Genomic DNA, 21,594 nt, shown 5'->3' with positions numbered 1-21,594 from the left:
CTGGGACGTGTTCCGTCAACTCCGGACGTAACGCGCGGCGCTAACCTCCCGGGGGCAGCAAGGAGTGAAAGCCATGGCTCATCCCATCGACGGCGTCGCCATTCCCGACAGCACGCTCGCCCGCGCGGTGACCGAGCTCGTCCGGGATACGGAATCGCCGCTGCTCTTCCACCATTCCAGCCGGGTCTATTATTTCGGTGCCCTGGCCGGGAAGCAGCGCGGCCTGACCTACGATCCGGAGCTGCTCTATGTCGGCGCGATGTTCCACGACATGGGGCTGACGCCGCAGCACAGCAGCGCGACCGAGCGCTTCGAGGTCGACGGCGCCAACGCGGCCCGGGACTTCCTGCGCGGCTACGGCATCGCCCAGGCCGATATCGACACGGTGTGGGCCGCCATCGCGCTGCACACCACGCCGGGCATCCCGCAGCACATGCATCCCGTGGTCGCCCTGGTCACCGCCGGGGTCGAGATGGACGTGCTTGGGCTGACCTACGCCCAGTACAGCGACGCCGAGCGCGAGGCCGTCGTGCGGGCGCATCCCCGGCCCCCGCATTTCAAGGAGGATATCATCCAGGCCTTCTACGAAGGGATCCGGCACAAGCCGGACACGACCTTCGGCAATGTCAAGGCCGATGTGATCGCCGACAAGGAGCCGCATTTCCACGCCGGAAACTTCTGCAGCGTGATCCGCCATTCGCCCTGGCGCGGGTGAGGCGGCACGGGGAACGCAGGTCTCCTCTCCTTGAGACAGCACAAAGCCCCAGGCGCCATGGGCATCCGGGGCTTTGTGCTGACCTGGGCGTCCCGACCGATCGGGCCGGGGTGCCGAGGCGAAGCGGCCGGTCGGGCGTGGGGCCTGGGGAGGCCCCCGTCCATCCGAAACGCTCCCGGCCCGGAGGCCGGGAGCGTCCTGGGTCTTAGTACGAGCCGAACTTGTAGTTCAGGCCGGCGCGGACCACGGCGAACTCGTCGTCGCGGCGGCCGACATTGCTGTAGGCGACCGGGAAGTTGTTGGCGGCGTTGACCACCAGCGCGCCCTGGTTGCGGGTGTTGCGGTCGAGGTTGACGTACAGGCCTTCGACCTTGAGCGTCACGGCCGACGAGCGGAAGAAGTTCAGGAACGAGTCGGTGGGGAGCGCGTACTCGATGCCGCCGCCGACGGCGTAGCCGGTGCGGAAGCTGTCGTTGCCGGCGTAGCCGCCGAACGAGCGGTCAGCGCTGCCCGAGCCGTAGGCGAAGCCGCCGGTGCCGTACACGAGGGTGCGGTCGAAGGCGTAGCCGAGACGGCCGCGCACGGTGCCGAAGTAGTCGAGGCTCGACAGGCCGCGCGGGTCGGTGACGTAGTAGCCCGGGGCCACGGCGCCGCTCACGAAGGCGTTGTTCCGGCCGCGGCCGAAGTCGAGGTACTGGGCGTCGGCCTCGATGCCGACCACCACGCCCGAGCCCGGGGTGAACTGGACGTTGTAGCCGACCTGGGCGCCGCCGGAGAAGCCGTCCTGGCTGCGGTTGCTGAAGGTGGCGGTGGTGCCGGGGGCGGCGTAGGGGAAGGGCACGCCGAAGGTGGAGTTGTTCGAGCGGCTGCTGGCGTCGAACGCGTAGCCGGCGTTGATACCGAAATAGGCGCCGGTCCAGGTGAACACGGGCACCGGGGTGAAGACGGGCGGCGGGGCGGCGCGACGCGGCAGGTCGGCGGCCGAGGCGGCGCCGGTCAGGAGGGCCGTGGCGGCGCTCGCGAGAAGAAGCTTCTTGATCATCTGGTCCTCTGTCTCCCGTTCGGCGGGATGTGTGCCCGGCAACAGAGACGGCAGGTTGAGGACACGCGATAGTGCAGCGCTGCAACAGCGCTCCTGGGCGCCCCGGACCGGTGGTTGGGCGCGTGCGCTTGAGCACATCCCGCGCCCAAGAAGGCCGATTTCGGCCCGAAGATTTGTATCTCGACGTTTCCGGCAGCAAAAAACCCCGCCGCACAGGGCTGACGGGGCTTTAGTTTGCTCGAGAACATTCCCAGGACCAACCAGGAAGCTTCATCCTCTGTTAGATCCGAGTAGCCGGCGGCCCGCAAGCCCATCCGGGACTGTTGATCGCAGTTAAGATTAATTAACGCTCCCGGCCCCTGCATACCGGCCGTCGGTGCGGGCATCGGGTTGCGCTCGGCCGGCATCCTGTGGTGACGCTCCCGGCATGCTGGATCCCAGATCATCCGCCGCCGCGGGGAACGGTGCCGAAGGCCGGGCGGTCGCGTCCGGCGCGCGAGCCTAGCGCGCCCATGTTCGGCTTCTCCCTGAGCTCCACCGAGCCCGACAGCATCGCGCACATCATCCAGGTGGCGCTCGCGCCGGCCTTCCTCCTCTCGGCGCTCGCGACCCTGCTGAACGTGTTCTCCACCCGGCTCGGCCGGATCTCCGACAAGGTCGATACCCTCTCGGGGGAGATCGCCCGGGCGACGGAGGCGGAGGCCGTGCGCCTGTCCCGCCGGCTGACGTTCCTGCGGCGGCGCTCCCTCGTCCTCGATGTGGCGGTCGTCCTCGCCTCGCTCGCCGGCTGCCTGATCGGGCTGGCGGTGCTGACCCTGTTCGTCGGGGCGATGCGCGATGCCGCGACCGCCTCAATCCTGTTCGCCTGCTTCGGCGCGGCCCTGATCTGCACCGTGGCGGCGATCGGGGCGTTCATGACCGAGATCCTGATGGCCGGTCACGGCGTGCGCGACGAGGTCGAGCACCAGCAGGACAAGGTCCCGGCGCGGTCGTGACCCGGTCACGTTTCGCGTTGCATGCCTAAGGAACTTCGTCTTAATCTTGATGCGGCTTGATTCCGCTCGCCTGCTGCGCCCGAGTGTTCCGCCATGAGTGTCGCGATTCTGGTTGCCCTCATCGCGGGAGCCTTGTGCCTCGGGATGCTCTCCTCTCTCCTGCCGTTCGGCCGGCGGGACGAGGAGGAGGAACTGACCCTGCCCGGCGAGGGCGAGTTCTTCGATGTCGATGGCCCGATCATCGACCTGGAACCGCTGATTCCGCTGCTCGATATGCAGGCGCTCGAGGCGAAGCGGTAAGCGGGACACGTCTTATAAGAGAGGGCCGCCGGCCCGGGCGTATCCCGGCGGCGGCCCCGGAGGCCTGCCTCAGGCGGCTTCCTCTTCCGAATCGTCCGCGTCCAGGATGGTCTCCAGGTCGCCGACCAGGGCGTCGAGCTGATCGGCGGTGGCCTTGAGCTTCAGCGTGGTGCCGTCCTCGGCCTCCACGGCGATCTCGATATGGTCGTCGACCTTGGCGGCCAGGGCCTGCTTGATGGTGTAGGTGATCACGTCAGCCTTGTCGGCCATGCCTGTCTCCTCGGGTGGCTGCGGGCAACGCGGCATGTCCGGCATCGGCCCTGCGGCAGAAGCTCGCGTCGCGGACTCGTCGCGGGCTGCGCGAGCGGACGGCCGCCACGGCGCGTCTCCTCGACGGATCGGCCTGTCCGCGCGCCAAGTCTTCGACGGGTGCGACAGGGCCCTACCGCCGGCCGCGCATGCGCCGCTCGGTCACCCGAAGGCGACGGCTCGGAACCTCCGGAAGTTGTGTCGGGCGCACCGCGATCGCCTGGCGGTCCGGGCGCGGTGGGGCCGGCAGCAGTTCCGGCCTGGACCGGGGCGTCTCGACGACGACCGCCTCCAGCACCATCGGGCGCGGCGGCTTGGTCAGGGCGAGCGTCCGGCCGGGCTTGGCCGCCAGGGTGCCCAGCGCCCAGAGGGCGAGGCAGGCCAGGCCGACCAGAACCCCCGTCCAGGACGGCTCCGAGCGGAGCATCAGGAAGGCGGCGCCGGTTAGGGCGGCCGCGGCTGCGAGCAGCCGGGGTGTGGGATCGCCGGACATCACCGCGCCAGCCTCGACGATGCGGGCTGACGGCCCGTGAAGATCATCGCTCGAATGCGCGTCAATCCGCGAGGCTCGAGGGCGTCTGCCAGGTTGTGCCGGGATGCTCGCGGATGTCGCCGGCCCGGGCGCCGGTATCCGCGTCGCTGGTCCAGTCGCTCGGCTCGGTGACGCTGGCGATCTCCGCCTCCGGGTAGGCGGCGGCCAGGAACAGGCGCGCCTCGCCCTCGGCCTCGGCCCGCACCGTCACGAGCGGCTTGTCTCCGTCCGCGTCGCGGATCTGGGCGATGAACAGCTTGGTCATGGGGGGGCCTCCGCTACCGTGGAGCGCCAACGGGCCGGCGGCGGGATGGTTCGCGGCCGGAGCCCGGATCGGGCGATCTTTGGCTTCCGCCACACCTGTGGCAGCGGCGATACAGCTTGAGTGTGGAAAACCGGGTAATTTCACGCTCGATAGGAACATTCGCTGGGGAAAGACCAGTCATGAAGACGCTTCTGGCCTCGTTGGCCGCCTTTACCGCCCTGACCGCCGCCGCTTCGGCCGCCGACCTGCCGCGTCGCGCCGCCCCGCCGCCCGTCTTCACCCCGGTGCCCGTGTTCACCTGGACCGGCGCCTATTTCGGTATCAACGCCGGCTACGCGTTCGACGCCAGCAGCAACAACACCTCCAGCTTCGCCGTCCCGGCCCCGTACGGCGCCGGCACCACGGCCTATTTCAGCCAGCGGAACCAGGAAGGTTTCTCCGGCGGTGGCCAGGTCGGCTACAACTTCCAGTTCACCCCGGGTTCGGGCGTGGTGGTCGGCGTCGAGGCCGACGCCCAGTACCTCGATTTCGGCCGCAGCCGGAACAACGCCTTCGTGGTCGGCCCGCTGGCCCCCGGCGTCTACCTGACCGATCCGCGCGGCCTGTCGAGCCTCGACTTCTTCGGCACCGTGCGCGGCCGTCTCGGCTACGCCTTCGACCGCGTCCTGGTGTACGGCACCGGCGGTTTCGCCTACGGCTCGGGCAGCGCTGACCGCTCGTTCGGCGGCTTCGCCGGCAACGACAGCTTCCGCACCGGCTGGACCGTCGGCGGCGGCATGGAATACGCCCTCCCGGTCGACTCGTTCCTGAACTTCTTCCGGTCCTCGGCCGTGACGCTCAAGGTCGAAGGCCTGTACGTCAACCTCGACCGCAACACCCGCAACCAGGGTGCGTTTGTGATCAACGCCGCCAACAACTTCCCGGTGGTCTACAACAACATCGGTCGCCGCGACGACGAGTTCGCCGTGGTCCGCGCCGGCCTGAACTACAAGTTCGGCTCGTACTAAGACCAGCACCGCCCGGCCGGATTGGCCGGGCCTTGCTGACGTAGGTAAACGCCTCGGGTGCCCCCGCGCCCGGGGCGTTTGTCATTGGAATGGGTCGGAACGGCACGGAAACACATCGGTTGAGGCTCCAACGCGCAATCGCCGCCCGGAGCGACCCGACCCATGGCCCCGTTCACCCGCTACACCCCCGACCTGGAGACGCCGCAGCCCGACGAGGACGCGATCCACGCCGGCATGATCGCGCAATTCGCCAAGATCCAGACGACGACGCTGAAGGATTACGGCCACGCGGTGCGCGGCGTGCACGCCAAGGCCCATGGCCTGCTCCTGGGCCGGCTCGAAGTGCTGCCGGACCTGCCGCCCGAGCTCGCCCAGGGCGCTTTCGCGACGCCGGGGACGCACGACGTGGTGCTGCGGCTCTCGACCAATCCCGGCGACATCCTCGACGACAGCGTCTCGACCCCCCGGGGCCTCGCCCTCAAGATCCTGGGCGTGGCCGGCGAGCGCCTGCCCGGGTCGGAGGGCGCGACGCAGGATTTCGTGATGGCCAACGCCCCGGCCTTCACGGCCAAGGACGGCGCCGCCTTCCTGAAGACCCTCAAGCTCCTGGCCGCCACCACCGACACCCCGCAGGTGTTCAAGAAGGGGCTCTCGGCCCTGCTGCGCGGCGTCGAGACGGTGCTGGAGGGGCTGGGCACCCAGAGCCCGGCGGTGATCGCCCTGGGCGGCCATCCGGAGACCCATATCCTCGGCGAGACCTTCTACAGCCAGGTGCCCGTGCGCTGGGGCGATTACGTCGCCAAGGTCTCGGTGGCGCCGGTCTCCCCGGAGCTGACCGCGCTCACCCACGCGCCGCTCAACGTCAACGGCAAGCCGAACGGCCTGCGCGAGGCGGTGGCGGCCTATTTCGCCGCCCATGACGGGGTCTGGGAGCTGCGGGCGCAGCTCATGACCGATCCGGCGACGATGCCGGTGGAGGATGCCTCGGTGCCGTGGCCCGAGACCGAGAGCCCCTACCGGGTCGTGGCGCGGATCACCGTGCCGCGCCAGGCGGCCTGGAGCGAGGCCAAGGCCGCGGCGCTGGACGACGGCCTCGCCTTCAGCCCGTGGCACGGCCTGGCGGCGCACCGGCCGCTCGGCTCGATCATGCGGGCGCGCCGGGCGGTCTACCCGAAATCGGCAGGGTTCCGGGCCGAGCACAACGGCTGCCCGCTGCACGAGCCCGCCAGCGCCGCCGCCCTGTCGGTGTAACCCGCGGCCGGGAACAGCCACGGTGCCAGGGCTGTTATCGGGGGCATGCCGGCTGGGGCCGGCCCTTGGGAAGTCGAGCGTATCATGACCAACCGTACCCTTCAGACCACGCTTCTCGCCCTCGCCCTCGTCGCCGGCAGCGCCGGGATGGCGGCCGCCCAGAGCACGCCGAACGGCAACACCTCGACCTCCGGTTCGCCCGCCGGCAGCAACAGCACCGGCAACGGCGCCACCGGCAGCGGCGCGGCCCCCAGCGGCAAGTAAGCCCTCGGTAACCCGGCCTTAACCATAACGGCCGAGAGACCGGTCGATCCAGGAGCCCCGCGCTCCGACGACCGTGCAGCCTTTCAGCCCCGCGTCCCACCTAGGACGCGGGGTTTTTTTGTGCCGTGCCCGGTCGAAATGGCGGGTTCAAGGGTGGGGGGCCCGGCTGCGCCGACGGCAGGCATCCGCCCTCCCCGGGGGCCCGTCCGGCTCCGTCACCGCGCGCCGCGGACGATCCCGCGCGGGCCGTCGGCCCCCTGCCCGCTCGCGACGGGTCTTGTGCGTCCGAGGCCGGATCGCCCATAACGGCCGCCATGGAATCTCGGGTTCGGCAGGGGCGCTCGACGCGCGGCTGGTGGGCGATCGCCGCCCGCAGGCTCGCGCTCGTCCTGGCCCTGTGCCTGGCCGGGCCGGGCGTCGGCCTGGCGGCGGATCTGGCGTTCCATGCCGGCGGCCATCATGAGCGGAGCGTCGGGCCGTCCGTCGCGGAGGCCGGTGGCGCCGTCGATCCCGGCATGGGCGCGCATCTCCATTGCGGCTGCCACCAGGCCGCGCCCCTGGAGACCGGGTTCTCGGGCCCGGCGGCGATCCCCGGCCGGCCGGTCGCGATCCGGGTCGCCCGCCCCCTCCCCTCCATCGCCCCCGACCGCCTGCCCCGGCCTCCCCGCGCCTGAGCCGACGCGGCCGCGCGTCGGCCCGCGTCCTCGCCGGGCCGCCCATGCGGCGCCCGGCTCGCCCTCACGCGTCCCCTGAACGGGAATCCCCGGAGCTGCCGCACGGCTGCTCCGCGGTCCCGGCCGAGCAGGCTCACCATGCGCATCCTCGTCTCCGCGGCCGTCCTGGCCGTCGGCATCGTCATCGGCGCTGCCGTTCCCGCCGCGTCCGGGCTCGTCCGGGACGGCCTCGCGGCGCTCGGCCTGGCCGGGCCCGCCGCCGGCCCCGCGCCCGAGAAGGCCGGGCACGACCATGACCACGATCACGCGGAGCAGGCCGAAGCGGGGGTGATCCGGATGAGCCCCGAGCAGGTCGCGGCGCAGGACATCGCGGTGGCGCCCGTCACCGGCGGGATCCTGGCGCGCCACCTCCTCGTCCCCGGCACCATCACCCCCGACACCGACCGGATCGCCCGCGTCCCCGCCCGGGTGGTCGGGACCGTGGTGGAGATGCGCAAGCGCCTGGGCGATTCCGTCCGGAAGGACGAGGTCGTCGCCGTGCTCGACAGCCGGGAGGTCGCCGACGCCAAGAGCGAGTACCTGACCGCCCTGGTCCAGGTCGAACTCCAGACCATCAACTTCGAGCGCCAGCAGAAGCTGCTGGCCTCGCGCTCGGCCTCGGAATCCGCCTTCCAGAGCGCCCGCGCGGCGTATCTCGAGACCCGGCTGCGGGCCGACCTCGCCCGCCAGAAGCTGTCGGCGCTCGGGCTCGACGCCGCCGAGGTCGCGGCCGCGCAGAGGCGCGACGAGGCGACCCCGACCCTCTCGACCCTGCGCCGCTACGAGCTGCGCGCGCCGCTCGCCGGCCGCGTGGTCGAGCGCCGGGTCGATGTCGGCTCGGCGGTGGGCAAGGAGGGCGACCCGGCCGACCTCTACCTGCTGGCCGACCTCACCACGGTCTGGATCGAGCTGTCGGTGCCGACCCTCGACCTCGCCCAGGTCCAGGAGGGCGCGCGGGTCACCGTCACCCCGAGCCGGGAGGGCGACAACCGCCGCGCGGAGGGGCGGGTGATCTTCGTGAGCCCGTTCCTCAACCCGGAGACCCGCTCGGCCCGGGTCGTGGTCGCCCTGCCCAATGCCGACCTCGCCTGGCGGCCCGGCACCTTCGTCACCGCCGAGCTGGAGATCGCCCGGGACGACGTGCCGGTCCGGGTGCCCAAGGCCGCGCTCCAGACCGTCGCGGGCGCGCGGGTTGTGTTCGTCCGGACCCCGGAAGGCTTCGCGATGCGCCCGGTCGAGCTGGGGCGCTCCGACGATGAAGCCTACGCGGTCAAAGCCGGGCTCGCCCCCGGCGAGGCGATCGCGGTCGGCAATACCTTCCTGCTGAAGGCCGAGCTCGGCAAGGCCGAAGCCGGCCACGACGATTGAGGCGCCGGACATGCTCAGCCGCATCCTCGACGTTTCGATCCGCCAGCGCTGGCTGGTCCTGCTCCTCGTGCTGCTGGCTTCGGGCTTCGGCGCCACGGCGCTGACCCGGCTGCCGATCGACGCGGTGCCGGACATCACCAACAACCAGGTGCAGATCAACACGCTCGCGCCGTCGCTGTCGCCGGTCGATATCGAGCGCCAGGTGACCTACCCGGTCGAGACCGCGCTGGCCGGCATCAAGGGGCTCGATCACACCCGCTCGCTCTCGCGCAACGGCTTCTCGCAGGTCACCGCAATCTTCGACGAGCGGCTCGACATCTACTTCGCCCGCCAGCAGGTCGCCGAGCGCCTGGCCCAGGTGAAGGGCGACCTGCCCCCCGGCGCCGAGCCGCATATGGGCCCGATCTCGACCGGCTTGGGCGAGATCACCATGTGGTCGGTCCGCTACGCGGAGCCGGATGAGCGGAATGTCGTGCCCGTCGGCAGCCCGGGCTGGCAGCCGGACGGCAGCTTCCGCACCCCGGAGGGCCAGAGCCTCGCCACGGAGCTGGAACGGAACGCCTATCTGCGCACCGTCCAGGACTGGATCATCCGGCCCCAGATCCGGACCGTGCCGGGGGTGGCCGGGGTCGACGGCATCGGCGGCTACGAGAAGCAGTACCACGTCCAGCCGGACCCGACGAAGCTGACCGCCCTCGACCTGTCCTTCGGGGACGTGGTCCGGGCGCTCCAGGCCAACAACGCCAACCAGGGCGCCCGCTACCTGGAGGACAATGGCGAGGGCTACGTGGTCCGCGCCGCCGGTCGCCTGGAGAGCATGGAGGCGATCGCCGACGTGGTGGTCGCCACCCGCGGCGGCGTGCCGGTGCGGGTCCGGGACGTCGCGGCCCTGCGCTTCGGGCGCGAATTGCGCACCGGCTCGGGCAGCGCGGACGGTCGGGAGGCCGTGATCGGCACCGCCCTGATGCGGATCGGCGAGAACAGCCGCACGGTGGCGGCCGCGGTCGACGCGCGCATGGTCCAGCTCCGCCGCACCCTGCCCCCCGGGATCGTGGTGCAGACGGTGCTCGACCGGACGGTGCTGGTCGAGGCCACGATCCGCACGGTCGGCCAGAACCTCGCCGAGGGCGCGGCCCTGGTGATCGCGGTGCTGGTCCTGCTGCTCGGCAACGTCCGGGCCGCCCTGGTCGCGGCCCTGGTGATCCCGGTCGCCATGCTGATGACCGTCACCGGCATGGTCGAGGCCAGAATCTCGGCCAACCTGATGAGCCTCGGCGCCCTGGATTTCGGGCTGATCGTCGACGGGGCGGTGATCATCACCGAGAATGCGCTCCGCCACCTCGCCGAGCGCCAGCACGCCATCGGCCGCCGGCTCGACCTGGCGGAGCGCCTGGAGACGGTCCGGGCCTCGGCCGAGGAGATGATCCGCCCGTCCCTCTACGGGCAGGCGATCATCATCCTGGTCTACGCGCCGCTCCTCACCTTCACGGGGGTCGAGGGCAAGATGTTCGAGCCGATGGCGCTGACCGTGATCCTCGCGCTGGCCTGCGCGTTCCTGCTGTCGCTGACCTTCGTGCCGGCCCTGATCGCCATCGTGATCACCGGGCGGGTCACCGAGGCCGACAACCGGCTGATCCGGGGCCTCAAGGCCGCCTACCGGCCGCTGCTCGCCGGGGCGGTCCGGGCGCCGGCGCCGGTCCTGGGGGCGGCGCTGCTGCTGCTCGCCGGGGCGGCGCTCCTGTCCACCCGGCTCGGGACCGAGTTCATCCCGCTGCTCGACGAGAAGAGCATCGCGCTCAACGCCAGCCGGATCCCCTCGACCGCCCTGACCCAGTCGCAGGCCATGCAGCTGAAGGTCGAGCAGGCGGTCGCGGCCTTCCCGCAGGTGGCCACCGTCTTCTCGAAGACCGGCACCGCCGAGATCGCCTCCGACCCGATGCCGCCCAGCGCGTCGGACACCTTCGTGATCCTGAAGCCCCAGGCGGAATGGCCCGATCCCGCGTTCACCAAGGCGGCGCTCCAGGCGCAGATCGAGGCCGCCGTGGGCGCGCTCGCCGGCAACGTCTACGAGTTCTCCCAGCCGATCCAGCTGCGCTTCAACGAGCTGCTCGCCGGGACAAGGGGCGACCTCGCCGTCAAGGTGTTCGGCGACGCCTTCGAGCCGATGCTCAAGACCGCCAACCAGATCGCCGCGATCCTGCGCGGCATCGACGGGGCGGACGACGTGAAGGTCGAGCAGATCGCCGGCCTGCCGGTCTTCGAGATCGGGATCGACCGGACCGAGGCGGCGCGGCTGGGTCTCAGCACCGGGGCGATCCAGGAGGTGATCGGCGCGGCGATCGGCGGCCGGGAGGCGGGCTTCGTGTTCGAGGGCGACCGGCGCTTCCCGATCGTGGTGCGCCTGACCGACGCCGTCCGGGAGGACCGCGAGGCCCTGGAGAACCTGCCGGTCCCCCTGCCCCCGGGGGCCAACGGCAAGGTCGCCTCCGTGCTGCTGCGGCAGGTCGCGCGCTTCTCGGTGACCGAGGGGCCCAACCAGATCTCGCGGGAGAACGGCCAGCGGCGCGTCGTCGTCACCGCCAATGTCCGCGGCCGGGATATCGGCTCGCTGGTGACGGAGGCGCAAGCCAAGGTCGCCGGGCAGGTCGCGCTTCCGGCGGGCTCCTACGTGACCTGGGGCGGCCAGTTCGAGAACCTCGCCTCGGCCCGGCGGCGCCTGACCCTGGTGGTGCCGGCCTGCTTCGTCCTGATCCTGCTGCTGCTGACCTCGGCGCTGGGCAGCGTCCGCGACGCGCTCCTGGTGTTCTCCGCCGTGCCGCTGGCGCTCACCGGCGGCATCGCGGCCCTGTGGCTGCGGGGGATGCCGCTGTCGGTGCCGGCCGCGGTCGGGTTCATCGCGCTCTCGGGGGTGGCGGTGCTGAACGGCCTCGTGATGCTGAGCTTCATCAAGCAGCTGGTCGCCGAGGGCCGGCCGCTGCGGGCGGCGATCCTGGAGGGGGCCCTGACCCGGCTGCGGCCCGTGGCCATGACGGCGCTGGTCGCTTCGCTCGGCTTCGTCCCGATGGCGCTGGCCACCGGCACCGGCGCGGAGGTGCAGCGGCCGCTCGCCACCGTGGTGATCGGCGGCCTGATCAGCGCGACCCTGCTGACCCTGGTGGTGCTGCCGGCGCTCTACGCGCGGTTCGGGAAAGCCGGTCCCGCCGCGGCGCCGGCACAGGATCGGCCCCGGCGGGCGGCCTGAACCGCGGCGGCCTCGGTCGATCGGATCCCGGAAGATCCGCGCCGCCGCGGGGATCCGGTCCCCGACCGGAGGGGGAGCGGCGGCTGAAGACGCGCTCCGCCGTCCCGCCCCGCTTCGCGGCCGCAAAAGGCTGTGCCGGATGCTTGAGTGCTCACTAAGGAAATAAATATATTCGACGGAATAATCTTATCGACGCGTCCTGTTGATCGATCATTCAAATATGAACGATGATTGCGCCAGAATGTATGCGGGTGTTGACACATGTCAAAGCTGGTATGACATTCTTGATTGCGATATGGGAAGTCGAGTTGGCAATTTGTCGGGATTCTTGTGATGAAATTTGGAATTAGCTTCCGGATCTATGCCGGGTTTATAATTATGATGCTGCTTGGCGGCGTTGTTGGAGTTTATTCTTTCTATCAACAAGGCGTCGTCAACGATCAATACACGCTGCGGGGTCGACTGGATATGATCGCCCGCCAGGTCTTCACGTTGAACAGCCTGGCGGTAAAGCTGGCCGGCGAAGTCGAGCAGAACCAGGTCACGCCCAAGCCCGAGCGGATCGCCGCCCTGGAGCCCGTTCGGCGCGAGGCCGAGGACATCGCTGACCAGCTGAGCGCCCTGGCGATCTCGGACGAGGGGCGGCGGCTCTACACGGGAACGCGCGATCACGCCCGGGCGCTGAAGCCGGAGCTGGATCGCCTGGCTGCCGCCGGCGCCAGCCTGAGCGCGGCCAAGGACGCCCTGTTCACGGGTGGCGACACCCTGACCCAGGCGACGAAAGTCCTGGTGGCGGCGGTGCGCGCGCAGGCCGGGGGCGCGACGCTCGGCGAGGCCCAGAGCGTCGAGAGCGCCATCCTGCTGGTCCGCGTCGCCAACTGGCGGTTCCTCGCCACCTTCGACCCGAAGGGACCGGCGACCTTCGCCACGAATGTCGAGAAGGCCAAGGCCGCGCTTGCGGCGTTCAAGGCGGCCGAAGGGACCACCGCCTTCGCGCCGCAGGTCCAGGCCGTCGCCGAGGCGCTCGAGGCCTATGCCCGCAATTTCGACGTGACCGTCCGGGCGATGGAGACCGCGAGGACGGTGTTCGAGACCGGCATCAAGCCGCACATGGAGGCGATCGATCAGCTCCTCCGCAAGGTGCGCGAGTTGCTTAACGTCGCGGTCGACAAGATCGCCCGCGAGACGACCACAACAGTGGCGTATGCCTGGTGGGTGCAGATCGGCCTGATCGGCGTGGCCGGCATGCTCGGCTGCCTGCTGGCCTTCCTGATCGCCCGCAGCATCGTCCGGCCGGTCACCGCCATGACCGGGGCGATGAAGCGCCTGGCCGAGGGCGACACCAGCGTGGCGGTGCCGTCCCAGGACGCCAACGACGAGATCGGCGCCATGGCCAAGGCGGTGGACGTGTTCCGCCAGAACGCCATCGCCCGGGCCGAGCTGGAGGCCGCCCAGGCCGCCGAGCAGGCCGCCCGCCTCAGCCGGGTCGAGCGGGTCGACCAGCTGGTCAGGACCTTCCAGCAGAACGTCGCGGCCTCGCTCGACATCGTCACCGGGGCCGCCGACGAACTCGACGCCACGGCGCGCTCGATGACCCAGGTCGCCGACGACACCAACAACCAGGCGGTGGCCTCCAGCGCCGCCGCCGAGCAGGCCTCGACCAATGTTCAGACCGTGGCGGCGGCCGCCGAGGAGATGGTCTCGTCGCTGCAAGAGATCGAGCGGCAGGTGATCCGCTCCAACGAGGTCGCCGGCCATGCGTCCCACGAGGCCGAGACCACGAACGCCGCCATGGCCAGCCTGCGGATGGCCGCCGAGCAGATCGGCGCGGCGGTGACGACGATCTCCGGGATCGCCGGGCAGACCAACCTGCTGGCCTTGAACGCCACGATCGAGGCGGCGCGCGCCGGCGACGCGGGGCGCGGTTTCGCCGTGGTGGCGGCCGAGGTGAAGGAGCTCGCCGGCCAGACGGCCCGCGCCACCGAGGAGATCGGCGGCCAGATCGCGGCGATCCAGATGGCCACCGGCCAGGCCGCGGAGGCGATCGAGCAGATCGCCCGCACCATCGCGACGGTGAACGAGATCAGCGGGGCGATCGCCTCGACGGTGGTGCAGCAGACCGCCGCGACCAGCGAGATCTCGCGCAATGCCGGCGAGGCGGCCCGGGGCACGCAGGACGTGTCGTCCAACGTGGCGCGGGTGCTGGCCTCCTCGGCCGAGACCGGCAGCGCCGCCGCGCAGGTGCTGAACGCCGCCGCCGAGCTGGCCGCGCAATCCCTGAAGGTCAAGCGGGAGGTCGACGACTTCCTGCGGGACATCCAGGCGGCCTGAAGGCCGGCGTCTTCATCCGGTGGGCCGTTCCAGATTAGGTCACTGAAACATCACGCCTTTCCCCGCCCCTCTGTCGGCTGCGATGTCCACACATGGCGCGGGGCGAGGCGCCGCCTTCCCGCCTCCGCTTTGCCGGGAGGGGAAAGCGCGGTGTGCTTCACAGGCTGGCGGCCGGACCCGATGTGTGACTCCGCGGGCCCGCAGGGGGAGACGCGCCCGGCTCCGGCCCCCACTCCGCCTGCATCGCGGTCACGCCGCGGCCCGGACCGGCTCCGCAGCCGCCAGCTCGGCCTCCGCGGGCAGGCCTCGGCCCTTGATCAGGGCGTAGACCGCCGGGATCACGATCAGGGTCAGGAGGGTCGAGGAGGCCATGCCCCCGATCATCGGCACGGCGATCCGCTGCATCACCTCGGACCCCGCGCCGGTGCTCCACAGGATCGGCACCAGGCCGGCCATGATCGCCACCACGGTCATCATCTTCGGGCGGACCCGCTCCACCGCCCCGACCATGATGGCGGCGCGCAGGTCCTCCCGGGTGAGGGGGCGCCCGGCCCGCGCGGCCTCGCTGCGCCGCTCGGTGAGCGCCTGGTCGAGATAGACCAGCATCAGGATCCCGGTCTCGGCGGCGACGCCGGCCAGGGCGATGAACCCCACCGCCACCGCGACCGAGAGGTGGAAGCCCATCGCCCACATCAGCCAGACGCCGCCCACCAGCGCGAAGGGCAGCGACAGCAGGACGATCAGCGTCTCGGTCACGCGGCGGAACACCAGGTAGAGCAGCAGGACGATTACCATCAGGGTCGCCGGCACGACGAGCCGCAGCCTGGCCTCGGCCCGCTCCAGGGCCTCGAACTGGCCGCTCCACTGCAGCGTCATCCCCTCCGGCAGCGGCACGGCGCGCGCCACCACGTCCCGCGCCTCCCCGACATAGCCGCCGAGGTCGCGCCCGGCGATGTCGACGTAGAGGTAGAGGACGGGCCGTCCGTTCTCGGTGCGGATCGCGGTCGGCCCGCGCGCGAGCTGGATCGACGCGACCGCGCCGAGCGGCACGGTCCCGCCGGCGGGCAGCGCCACCTGGACGTCGTTGGCGATGGCCTGGGGGTCGGACCGGAGAGCGCGCGGGTAGCGCACGGTGACGCCGTAGCGCTCGCGGCCCTCCACGGTGGTGGTGACGGTGGCCGCGCCGAGCGCCGTAGCGACCACGTCCTGGACGTCGCCGACGGTGAGCCCGTAGCGGCCGAGCGCCTCCCGGTCCGGGGTGACGTCGAGGAAGGTGCCGCCCATGACCCGCTCGGCATAGGCGCTCGTCGTGCCCGGAACCGTGCGGATCGCCGCCTCCACGGCCCGGGCGACCGGTTCCAGGGCGGCGAGATCGGGGCCGAACAGCTTGACGCCCACGGGGGTGCGGATGCCGGTGGCCAGCATGTCGATCCGGGCGCGGATCGGCTGGGTCCAGGCGTTGGACACGCCGGGAAATTGCAGCGCCTTGTCCATCTCGGCCCGCAGGCTCGCCAGCGTCACGCCGGGCCGCCACGCCTCCGGGGGCTTCAGGCGGATGATCGTCTCGAACATCTCGAGCGGCGCCGGATCGGTCGCGGTGCCGGCCCGTCCCGCCTTGCCGTAGACCGAGGCGACCTCCGGAAACGTCTTGATGATCCGATCCTGGGTCGCCAGCAGCTCGGCCGCCTTGGTGACGGAGAGGCCCGGCAGCGTGGTGGGCATGTAGAGCAGGGTGCCCTCGTTGAGTTCCGGCATGAATTCCGAGCCGAGCTGGCGGGCCGGCCAGATCGTGGCGGCGAGAACCCCGAGCGCCAGGAGGAGCGTCAGGATCCGGGCCCGCAGCACCGCGGCGATCAGCGGCCGGTAGATCCCGACCAGCAGCCGGTTCACCGGGTTGCGGTGCTCCGGCACGATCCGGCCGCGCACGAACAGGATCATCAGCGCCGGCACCAGGGTCACCGACAGCAGCGCGGCCGCCGCCATCGCGAAGGTCTTGGTGAAAGCGAGCGGCCCGAACAGCCGGCCCTCCTGGCTCTCCAGGGTGAAGATCGGCAGGAACGAGACCGTGATCACCAGGAGCGACAGGAACAGCGACGGCCCGACCTCGGCGGCGGCCCCGACCAGGATCTCGGCCCGGGGCCGATCCGGGGGCGCGCGCTCCAGGTGCTTGTGGGCGTTCTCGATCATCACGATGGCGGCGTCGATCATCGCCCCGACCGCGATGGCGATGCCGCCCAGACTCATGATGTCGGCGCTGAGCCCGAGCGCCCGCATGGCCGAAAACGCCATCAGGATCGCGACCGGCAGCATCAGGATCGCCACCAGCGCGCTGCGCAGGTGCAGCAGGAACACCAGGCAGACCAGGGCGACGATCGCGCATTCCTCGACCAGGGTGTGGGTCAGCGTGGCGATCGCCGCGTCGATGAGCTGCGACCGGTCGTAGACCGGCAGGATCTCGGTTCCCGAGGGCAGGCTCCTGGCGATCTCGGCCAGCCGATCCTTGACGCTCGCGATGACCGCGCGGGCGTTGGCGCCGAAGCGCTGCACGACGATGCCGCCGGCGACCTCGCCCGCCCCGTCGAGCTCGGCGATCCCGCGTCGCTCGTCGGGCCCGATCTCCACCCGGGCGACGTCGCGCACCCGCACCGGCGTGCCGGCATCGGTCTTGAGCACGACGGCGCCGATATCCTGGGTGCTCTTGAGGTAGCCCCGGCCGCGCACCACCACCTCGAACTCGGACAGCTCGACCGTGCGGCCGCCGACATCGGCGTTGCTCGCCCGGATGGCGTCGCGCAGGCGGTTCAGGCTGATGCCCTGCGCGCGCAGGCGGTTCGGGTCGACCACGACGCTGTACTGCTTGACGAAGCCGCCCACCGGGGCGACCTCGGCGACGCCCTCCCCGCGCGAGGCCGCGAACCGGACGACCCAATCCTGCAGGGAGCGCAGCTCGGCCAGCGTCCGCTGCCGGGCCTGGATCACGTATTGGTAGACCCAGCCGATCCCGGTGGCGTCGGGCCCCAGCGTCGGGATCACCCCGGCGGGCAGGCGGCTCGCCGGACCGTTGAGATATTCGAGCACCCGCGAGCGCGCCCAGTACGGGTCGGTGCCGTCCGCGAAGATCACGTAGACGAAGGAGACCCCGAACATCGAGACCCCGCGCACCACCTTGGCCCGCGGCACGGTCAGCATGGCGGTGGTCAGCGGGTAGGTGACCTGGTCCTCGACCACCTGCGGGGCCTGGCCCGGATACTCGGTGTAGACGATGGTCTGCACGTCCGAGAGGTCGGGGATGGCGTCGAGCGGCAGGGTGCGCAGGGCCTGGAATCCCGCCGCCACCGCGAAGACGGTGCCGATCAGAACGAGCACGCGGTTGCGCGCCGACCAGGCGATCAGCCGGGCGATCATCGGCCGCCCTCCCCGTCCGTCGGCGGGGCGGCGAGGCTCGCCAGCGCCGCCTTCAGGTTGCTCTCGGCGTCGATCAGGAAATTCGCCGCGGTGACGACCCGCTCGCCGGCCCTGAGGCCCGCGCGGATCTCGACATAGCCGTCGCCGCGCCGCCCGATCTCGACCGCCCGGGGCGCGAACCGGCCCTCCCCGCCATCGATCAGCACCGCCTGGCGCGACCCGGTCTCGATCACCGCCCCTTCGGGCACCGCCACCACCGGCTCGGTGGCGCCCGTGGCGATCTCCACATCCGCATACATGTCGGGCAGGAGCAGCCCGTCCGGGTTCGGCAGTTCGATGCGGATGCGGGTCGAACGGGTCTCCCGGTTCACCTGCGGGTAGATCACCTCCACCCGGGCGGTGAGGCTGCGGCCGGGTACCCGCACGGTGGCAGCCTGGCCGACGCGGATGCCGGCGAGATCGTGCTCCGGCACGTCGGCCAGGACCCAGATCCGCGACAGGTCGGCGATCCGGAACAGGGTGTCGCCGGCCGCGGCCTTCATGCCCTCCACCGCCCGGCGCTCGAGCACCAGCCCGTCGCGGGGCGCGGCCCAGGTGATGGCGCGGGGCACCGTCCGGGTCCGCTCCATCTCGGCGATCACCGCCTCCGAGACGTTGAGGTTGCGGATGCGCCGGCGGGCGCCGTCGAAGCCCGGATTGGCGATGAGCTGCGCGGCGGCGGCGTTGATCTCCGGCGCGTAGACCGAGACCAGGGGCTGCCCCTGCCGGACCCGGTCGCCGGTGGTGACGTCCTCGACATGGTCGACATAGGCGTCGGCCCGGGTCGCCACCACGGTGACCCGGCGCTCGTCGAGGGCCACGGTGCCGGGCACCCGGACCGGCCGGGACACGACCCGGCGCTCGACCACGGCGCTGCGCACGCCGGTGCGCTGGACCCGGCCCGGCGAGACCATGACGGTGCTCGGGTCCGGATCGTCGCCGTCATAGACGGGGATGTAGTCCATCCCCATCGAGTCCTTCTTGGGTACCGGCGAGGTGTCGGGCAGGCCCATCGGGTTGCGGTAGTAGCGCACCGTCCGGCCGGAATTCTTGGGCCCGTCGCCCGCCCCCGGCCCGGCCTGACCCGAACCGTCCTCGGCGGCGGGCCGGTCGAAGCGCAGATCCTCGCTGGCCTGGACGGCCCGGAACAGGCGCCCGTCCTCGGTCATCATCGGCGACAGCGAGTAGACCGGCTTGCCGTCCGGATCCTGGTAATAGACCACCGGCCCGGTGGCGGCCTCCGGCGGGGCCTCCGGCCCGGCGGCGAAGCCCGCCCAGGCCCGCGCGAAGAGCGGGATCGGATCGGGGCCGCCCATGCGCCCCGCCCCGTAGCCGGCGCCCCCCGCCGCCAGGGCGGCGAGGGTCCCTGCCAGCCAGGCCGCGCGGCTCACGGCACGGCCCGGAAGACGAGCCTGTCGCTCACCGTGCCGGTCTCGCCCTGGACCTTGGCCCCGAGCGACAGCCGCCAGCCGCCCGCCATGGTGAGCTTGGTCTTGAACCGGTAGAGGCCCGGCTCCGTGGACGGGAGCTGCGCCAGGGTCGAGGTCATCTCGTCCATGCTGTCGGGGGCCATGTCGATGCGCTTGGCGAAGATCACCGCATTGGTGACCGGCTGGCCGCTGCGCGTGTCGACCAGGCGGACCGTCAGGACGGCCTCGCCGACCTTGGCCTCCTGGGTGACGAGCTCGAACCGGTAATCCGCGGATGCGGCCCGGGCTGGGACCGTCAAGGCGACGCCGACGAGCGCGGCCGCGCAGGCGCGCGCCCAGGATTGGGCAACAGAATGAAGGGTCACGCAGAATCTCCTGAACACGATGGCCGGCCGCACGGGCGTGCGGCCTCACGCGGGCGCGGCGGCCCGCTTCATCGGGTTCAGGCTCGGGGCGGCTCGGGCGGCGGTGTCCCGGTGACGCTGGCGAACCCCTCGGCGCTGAGCGCGAAGGCGGTCGCCCCAGCGGCGCGGGGCATCGGCAGGCCGATCCCGGAGGGCGGCAGGGAGGCGAGGCTGCCCAGGCACAGGGCCATCAGCGGGCAGCCCTTGAGGCAGCCCTTGGCGCCATCCGCCGGCTGATCGGCCAGCGCCGCCTCGGGCGGGCAGCACGGCCTGGCCGCCATGGCGTCCTCGGCCATGGCCATCCCGTGGTCGTGCCCATGCGGCGCCGCGGCCTCCTGGGCCATCGGCGCATGCATGCCGGCGACCGCCGCGGGCGCGGCGACCGGCGTCAGGGCAAGGCTCAGAACCGCCAGAAGCGGAAGCAGCCGCCGAAGGGCCAACCAGAGGATCACGGGCCTAGGATGCCAGCTTTCGCGGTCGCGTGGAAGCGCGCGGTTTGGCCCAGCACGATCGAGCGCTCGCCTCCCTGCCGCGGCGATCGAGCCCGGCGGGATGGTCGGAGGCCTCCCGGTGGACCTAGGCCAGCGCACGACGGTGCCGAGGATCGCGGCCGCGGACATAAGGTGGCGGACGGGTCGTGAACGGCTACCCAGAGATCCCATGCGGTGGCACCGCCGGTCTCCGGGCCGAGTGGTTCTCAATCGTTGAGAAGGGTCTAGGACGTCAGATAACGCGCGACTACCCCCTCAACAATATCAACCCTTTAGCGTCAGCGCCAAGCACTCTAAGCCCGACTTCGCGCCAACAAAGAGCCGACTTTTACGCCTCTGCGCCATCAAACACCCGACTCCCGGTTGGCTGGGCCTACACGGCTCGAAGATCGGTCCACGAGGATGCTCAGCTGCCTGCATCAAGGCGCACATCGATGAGCACGCCGCCGAACTCGAAGATAGAACCTCTGTTGGCGCCAGATCGGATCTCAGCGGGCGGCAGATCAAACCATATGGGTGTAAATCATTAAAGTTCGATGGAAAACTGTTTCAGCACCGAGCAACTGCGCCCGACAGCCACGCACACCTATCCTCCGGCACGCCACCGACCTTGCTTCCACGCCGACGGGACGTCGGGCTTTCCTTCCCTCGCATCCGCTCGGTGAGCTGGGTCAGCTGACGGAGGCCCGTCGACAGCGTCACAACCACCTCTTCTCCGTCGGCCACCCCGACCGCTCCATAACCCGGGCAGCAAATTCGTGGCATCGTCCGGGGTTGGCGGTTAGGCCCTGTGAGTGCCACGGCTCGCCCCCCGCGACATCACGGGTTTCCCGGCGAACCGGCCACCGGGAAAGGCAAAACTATGTCGGGCCAATGGTGGCGCCCGGTCGTGGTGAAGGTGGCGGTCGATAAGGTCGATGGTGACGTACGGTCGCTCCTTTTCCTGTCAAATGGCTGCCAGCGCTTAAGCTTCGGCTCTCACCGCGGCCATGGAGGCGGAGTGGATCAACCCGGACGCGCTGCGCAGCTGGCTGGCGACGGCTCACGCCCGGGCGCCGGCACCGCACTAGGCGACAAGCGGATGCCCCGCGGGTCTAAAGCCGGCAGAAGGCGCCAGACCGGAGCCCGGGACTTCAGGCTTGGTCCGCGACGTCACCTGATGGGCGGATGACGAGTTCACGCCGTAGGTCGGTCGAATAGACCTAACGCGGGGGATGCCGTCAGTGTCACCTCGATGCCTTTGGGGGGTGGTGCTTGTCTGCACCTTCGGGAAGACCGCGCAGAAGCTCGTTTCCGGCGACGGTTGAGAGGGCCGCATCAAGGATCAAGTCCGCGGTCCCAAGCCTCTACGCTTCCGCCGGTCGGTTCAGGCCATAACCTCCATGCACTCCGCGATGGTGTAGGGGCGCGCTACGTTCGAGATGCTACGTGAGCTATCCCTAGGGCTGGCATGGGTGGGAAGCAGCTTGGCTGCTTTCGGTCGCAAGACGTT

The 21,594-nt window shown here is 70.9% G+C and carries 18 protein-coding genes; 10 read left to right on the top strand and 8 right to left on the bottom strand.

Annotation, left to right across the window (positions count from 1 at the left end; translation table 11 throughout):
- The first annotated feature begins 73 nt into the window (after positions 1 to 73).
- Entirely contained in the window at positions 74 to 715 is a 642-nt protein-coding gene (locus tag LGR69_RS05930; protein ID WP_230365455.1) for an HD domain-containing protein, read from the top strand.
- 205 nt (positions 716 to 920) lie between these two features.
- Here LGR69_RS05930 and LGR69_RS05925 read toward each other — a convergent pair whose 3' ends face one another.
- Complete coding sequence (locus LGR69_RS05925; protein WP_091864142.1) at positions 921 to 1,757, bottom strand: outer membrane protein; 837 nt, start codon at positions 1,755 to 1,757, stop codon at positions 921 to 923.
- A gap of 512 nt (positions 1,758 to 2,269) precedes the next feature.
- Here LGR69_RS05925 and LGR69_RS05920 point away from each other — a divergent pair.
- Complete coding sequence (locus LGR69_RS05920) at positions 2,270 to 2,752, top strand: DUF2721 domain-containing protein (protein ID WP_007566981.1); 483 nt, start codon at positions 2,270 to 2,272, stop codon at positions 2,750 to 2,752.
- A 93-nt stretch (positions 2,753 to 2,845) separates the two neighbouring features.
- Positions 2,846 to 3,052: a hypothetical protein gene (locus LGR69_RS05915; RefSeq protein WP_091865202.1), complete on the top strand. Its 207-nt coding sequence runs from the start codon at positions 2,846 to 2,848 to the stop codon at positions 3,050 to 3,052.
- A gap of 69 nt (positions 3,053 to 3,121) precedes the next feature.
- Here LGR69_RS05915 and LGR69_RS05910 read toward each other — a convergent pair whose 3' ends face one another.
- From LGR69_RS05910 to LGR69_RS05900, 3 genes are all read right to left on the bottom strand, one after another.
- Positions 3,122 to 3,322 carry a hypothetical protein gene (locus LGR69_RS05910; protein WP_007566985.1) on the bottom strand — a complete coding sequence of 67 codons (201 nt, stop codon included), beginning with the start codon at positions 3,320 to 3,322 and terminating at the stop codon, positions 3,122 to 3,124.
- Between the two features lie 172 nt (positions 3,323 to 3,494).
- Complete coding sequence (locus tag LGR69_RS05905) at positions 3,495 to 3,854, bottom strand: energy transducer TonB (RefSeq protein ID WP_230365454.1); 360 nt, start codon at positions 3,852 to 3,854, stop codon at positions 3,495 to 3,497.
- Positions 3,855 to 3,915: 61 nt separating this feature from the next.
- On the bottom strand, positions 3,916 to 4,158 hold the full coding sequence (locus LGR69_RS05900) for a hypothetical protein (protein WP_007566988.1): 243 nt from the start codon (positions 4,156 to 4,158) through the stop codon (positions 3,916 to 3,918).
- A 179-nt stretch (positions 4,159 to 4,337) separates the two neighbouring features.
- On the opposite strand from LGR69_RS05900, the gene LGR69_RS05895 reads away from it, so the two are divergent.
- The 7 genes from LGR69_RS05895 (at position 4,338) to LGR69_RS05865 (ending at position 14,333) form a co-directional block, all read left to right on the top strand.
- The gene (locus LGR69_RS05895; RefSeq protein ID WP_050735579.1) at positions 4,338 to 5,165 is read left to right on the top strand and encodes an outer membrane protein; all 828 of its coding nucleotides are present in this window, start codon (positions 4,338 to 4,340) and stop codon (positions 5,163 to 5,165) included.
- A 162-nt stretch (positions 5,166 to 5,327) separates the two neighbouring features.
- Positions 5,328 to 6,416, top strand: a complete 1,089-nt coding sequence (locus tag LGR69_RS05890) for a catalase family protein (RefSeq protein WP_230365453.1) — start codon at positions 5,328 to 5,330, stop codon at positions 6,414 to 6,416.
- A gap of 84 nt (positions 6,417 to 6,500) precedes the next feature.
- Positions 6,501 to 6,680, top strand: coding sequence for a hypothetical protein (locus LGR69_RS05885; protein ID WP_230365452.1), 180 nt, complete (start codon positions 6,501 to 6,503; stop codon positions 6,678 to 6,680).
- Between the two features lie 314 nt (positions 6,681 to 6,994).
- Positions 6,995 to 7,354 (top strand): hypothetical protein, encoded by a 360-nt coding sequence (locus LGR69_RS05880; RefSeq protein WP_230365451.1) that lies wholly within the window; start codon positions 6,995 to 6,997, stop codon positions 7,352 to 7,354.
- 138 nt (positions 7,355 to 7,492) lie between these two features.
- Positions 7,493 to 8,761, top strand: coding sequence for an efflux RND transporter periplasmic adaptor subunit (locus LGR69_RS05875; protein WP_230365450.1), 1,269 nt, complete (start codon positions 7,493 to 7,495; stop codon positions 8,759 to 8,761).
- Between the two features lie 10 nt (positions 8,762 to 8,771).
- Entirely contained in the window at positions 8,772 to 12,002 is a 3,231-nt protein-coding gene (locus LGR69_RS05870) for an efflux RND transporter permease subunit (RefSeq protein ID WP_230365449.1), read from the top strand.
- Between the two features lie 333 nt (positions 12,003 to 12,335).
- A complete protein-coding gene (locus LGR69_RS05865) occupies positions 12,336 to 14,333 on the top strand; it encodes a methyl-accepting chemotaxis protein (protein WP_230365448.1) in 1,998 nt (665 codons plus the stop codon).
- Between the two features lie 249 nt (positions 14,334 to 14,582).
- Here the strand turns inward: LGR69_RS05865 and LGR69_RS05860 are convergent, their stop codons facing one another.
- From LGR69_RS05860 to LGR69_RS05845, 4 genes are all read right to left on the bottom strand, one after another.
- Complete coding sequence (locus tag LGR69_RS05860; protein ID WP_230365447.1) at positions 14,583 to 17,738, bottom strand: efflux RND transporter permease subunit; 3,156 nt, start codon at positions 17,736 to 17,738, stop codon at positions 14,583 to 14,585.
- On the bottom strand, positions 17,735 to 19,168 hold the full coding sequence (locus LGR69_RS05855; RefSeq protein ID WP_230365446.1) for an efflux RND transporter periplasmic adaptor subunit: 1,434 nt from the start codon (positions 19,166 to 19,168) through the stop codon (positions 17,735 to 17,737). Before LGR69_RS05855 ends, LGR69_RS05860 begins: the two co-directional genes overlap by 4 nt.
- Complete coding sequence (locus LGR69_RS05850; RefSeq protein WP_230365445.1) at positions 19,165 to 19,572, bottom strand: FixH family protein; 408 nt, start codon at positions 19,570 to 19,572, stop codon at positions 19,165 to 19,167. The genes LGR69_RS05855 and LGR69_RS05850 overlap by 4 nt, the downstream gene beginning before the upstream one ends.
- Before the next feature lie 77 nt (positions 19,573 to 19,649).
- On the bottom strand, positions 19,650 to 20,063 hold the full coding sequence (locus LGR69_RS05845; protein ID WP_230365444.1) for a hypothetical protein: 414 nt from the start codon (positions 20,061 to 20,063) through the stop codon (positions 19,650 to 19,652).
- Between the last annotated feature and the right edge of the window lie 1,531 nt (positions 20,064 to 21,594).

This window comes from Methylobacterium brachiatum (genome assembly GCF_020523825.1).
Lineage (GTDB): Bacteria > Pseudomonadota > Alphaproteobacteria > Rhizobiales > Beijerinckiaceae > Methylobacterium > Methylobacterium brachiatum.
This window is presented reverse-complemented; position numbering and strand designations above follow the sequence as displayed.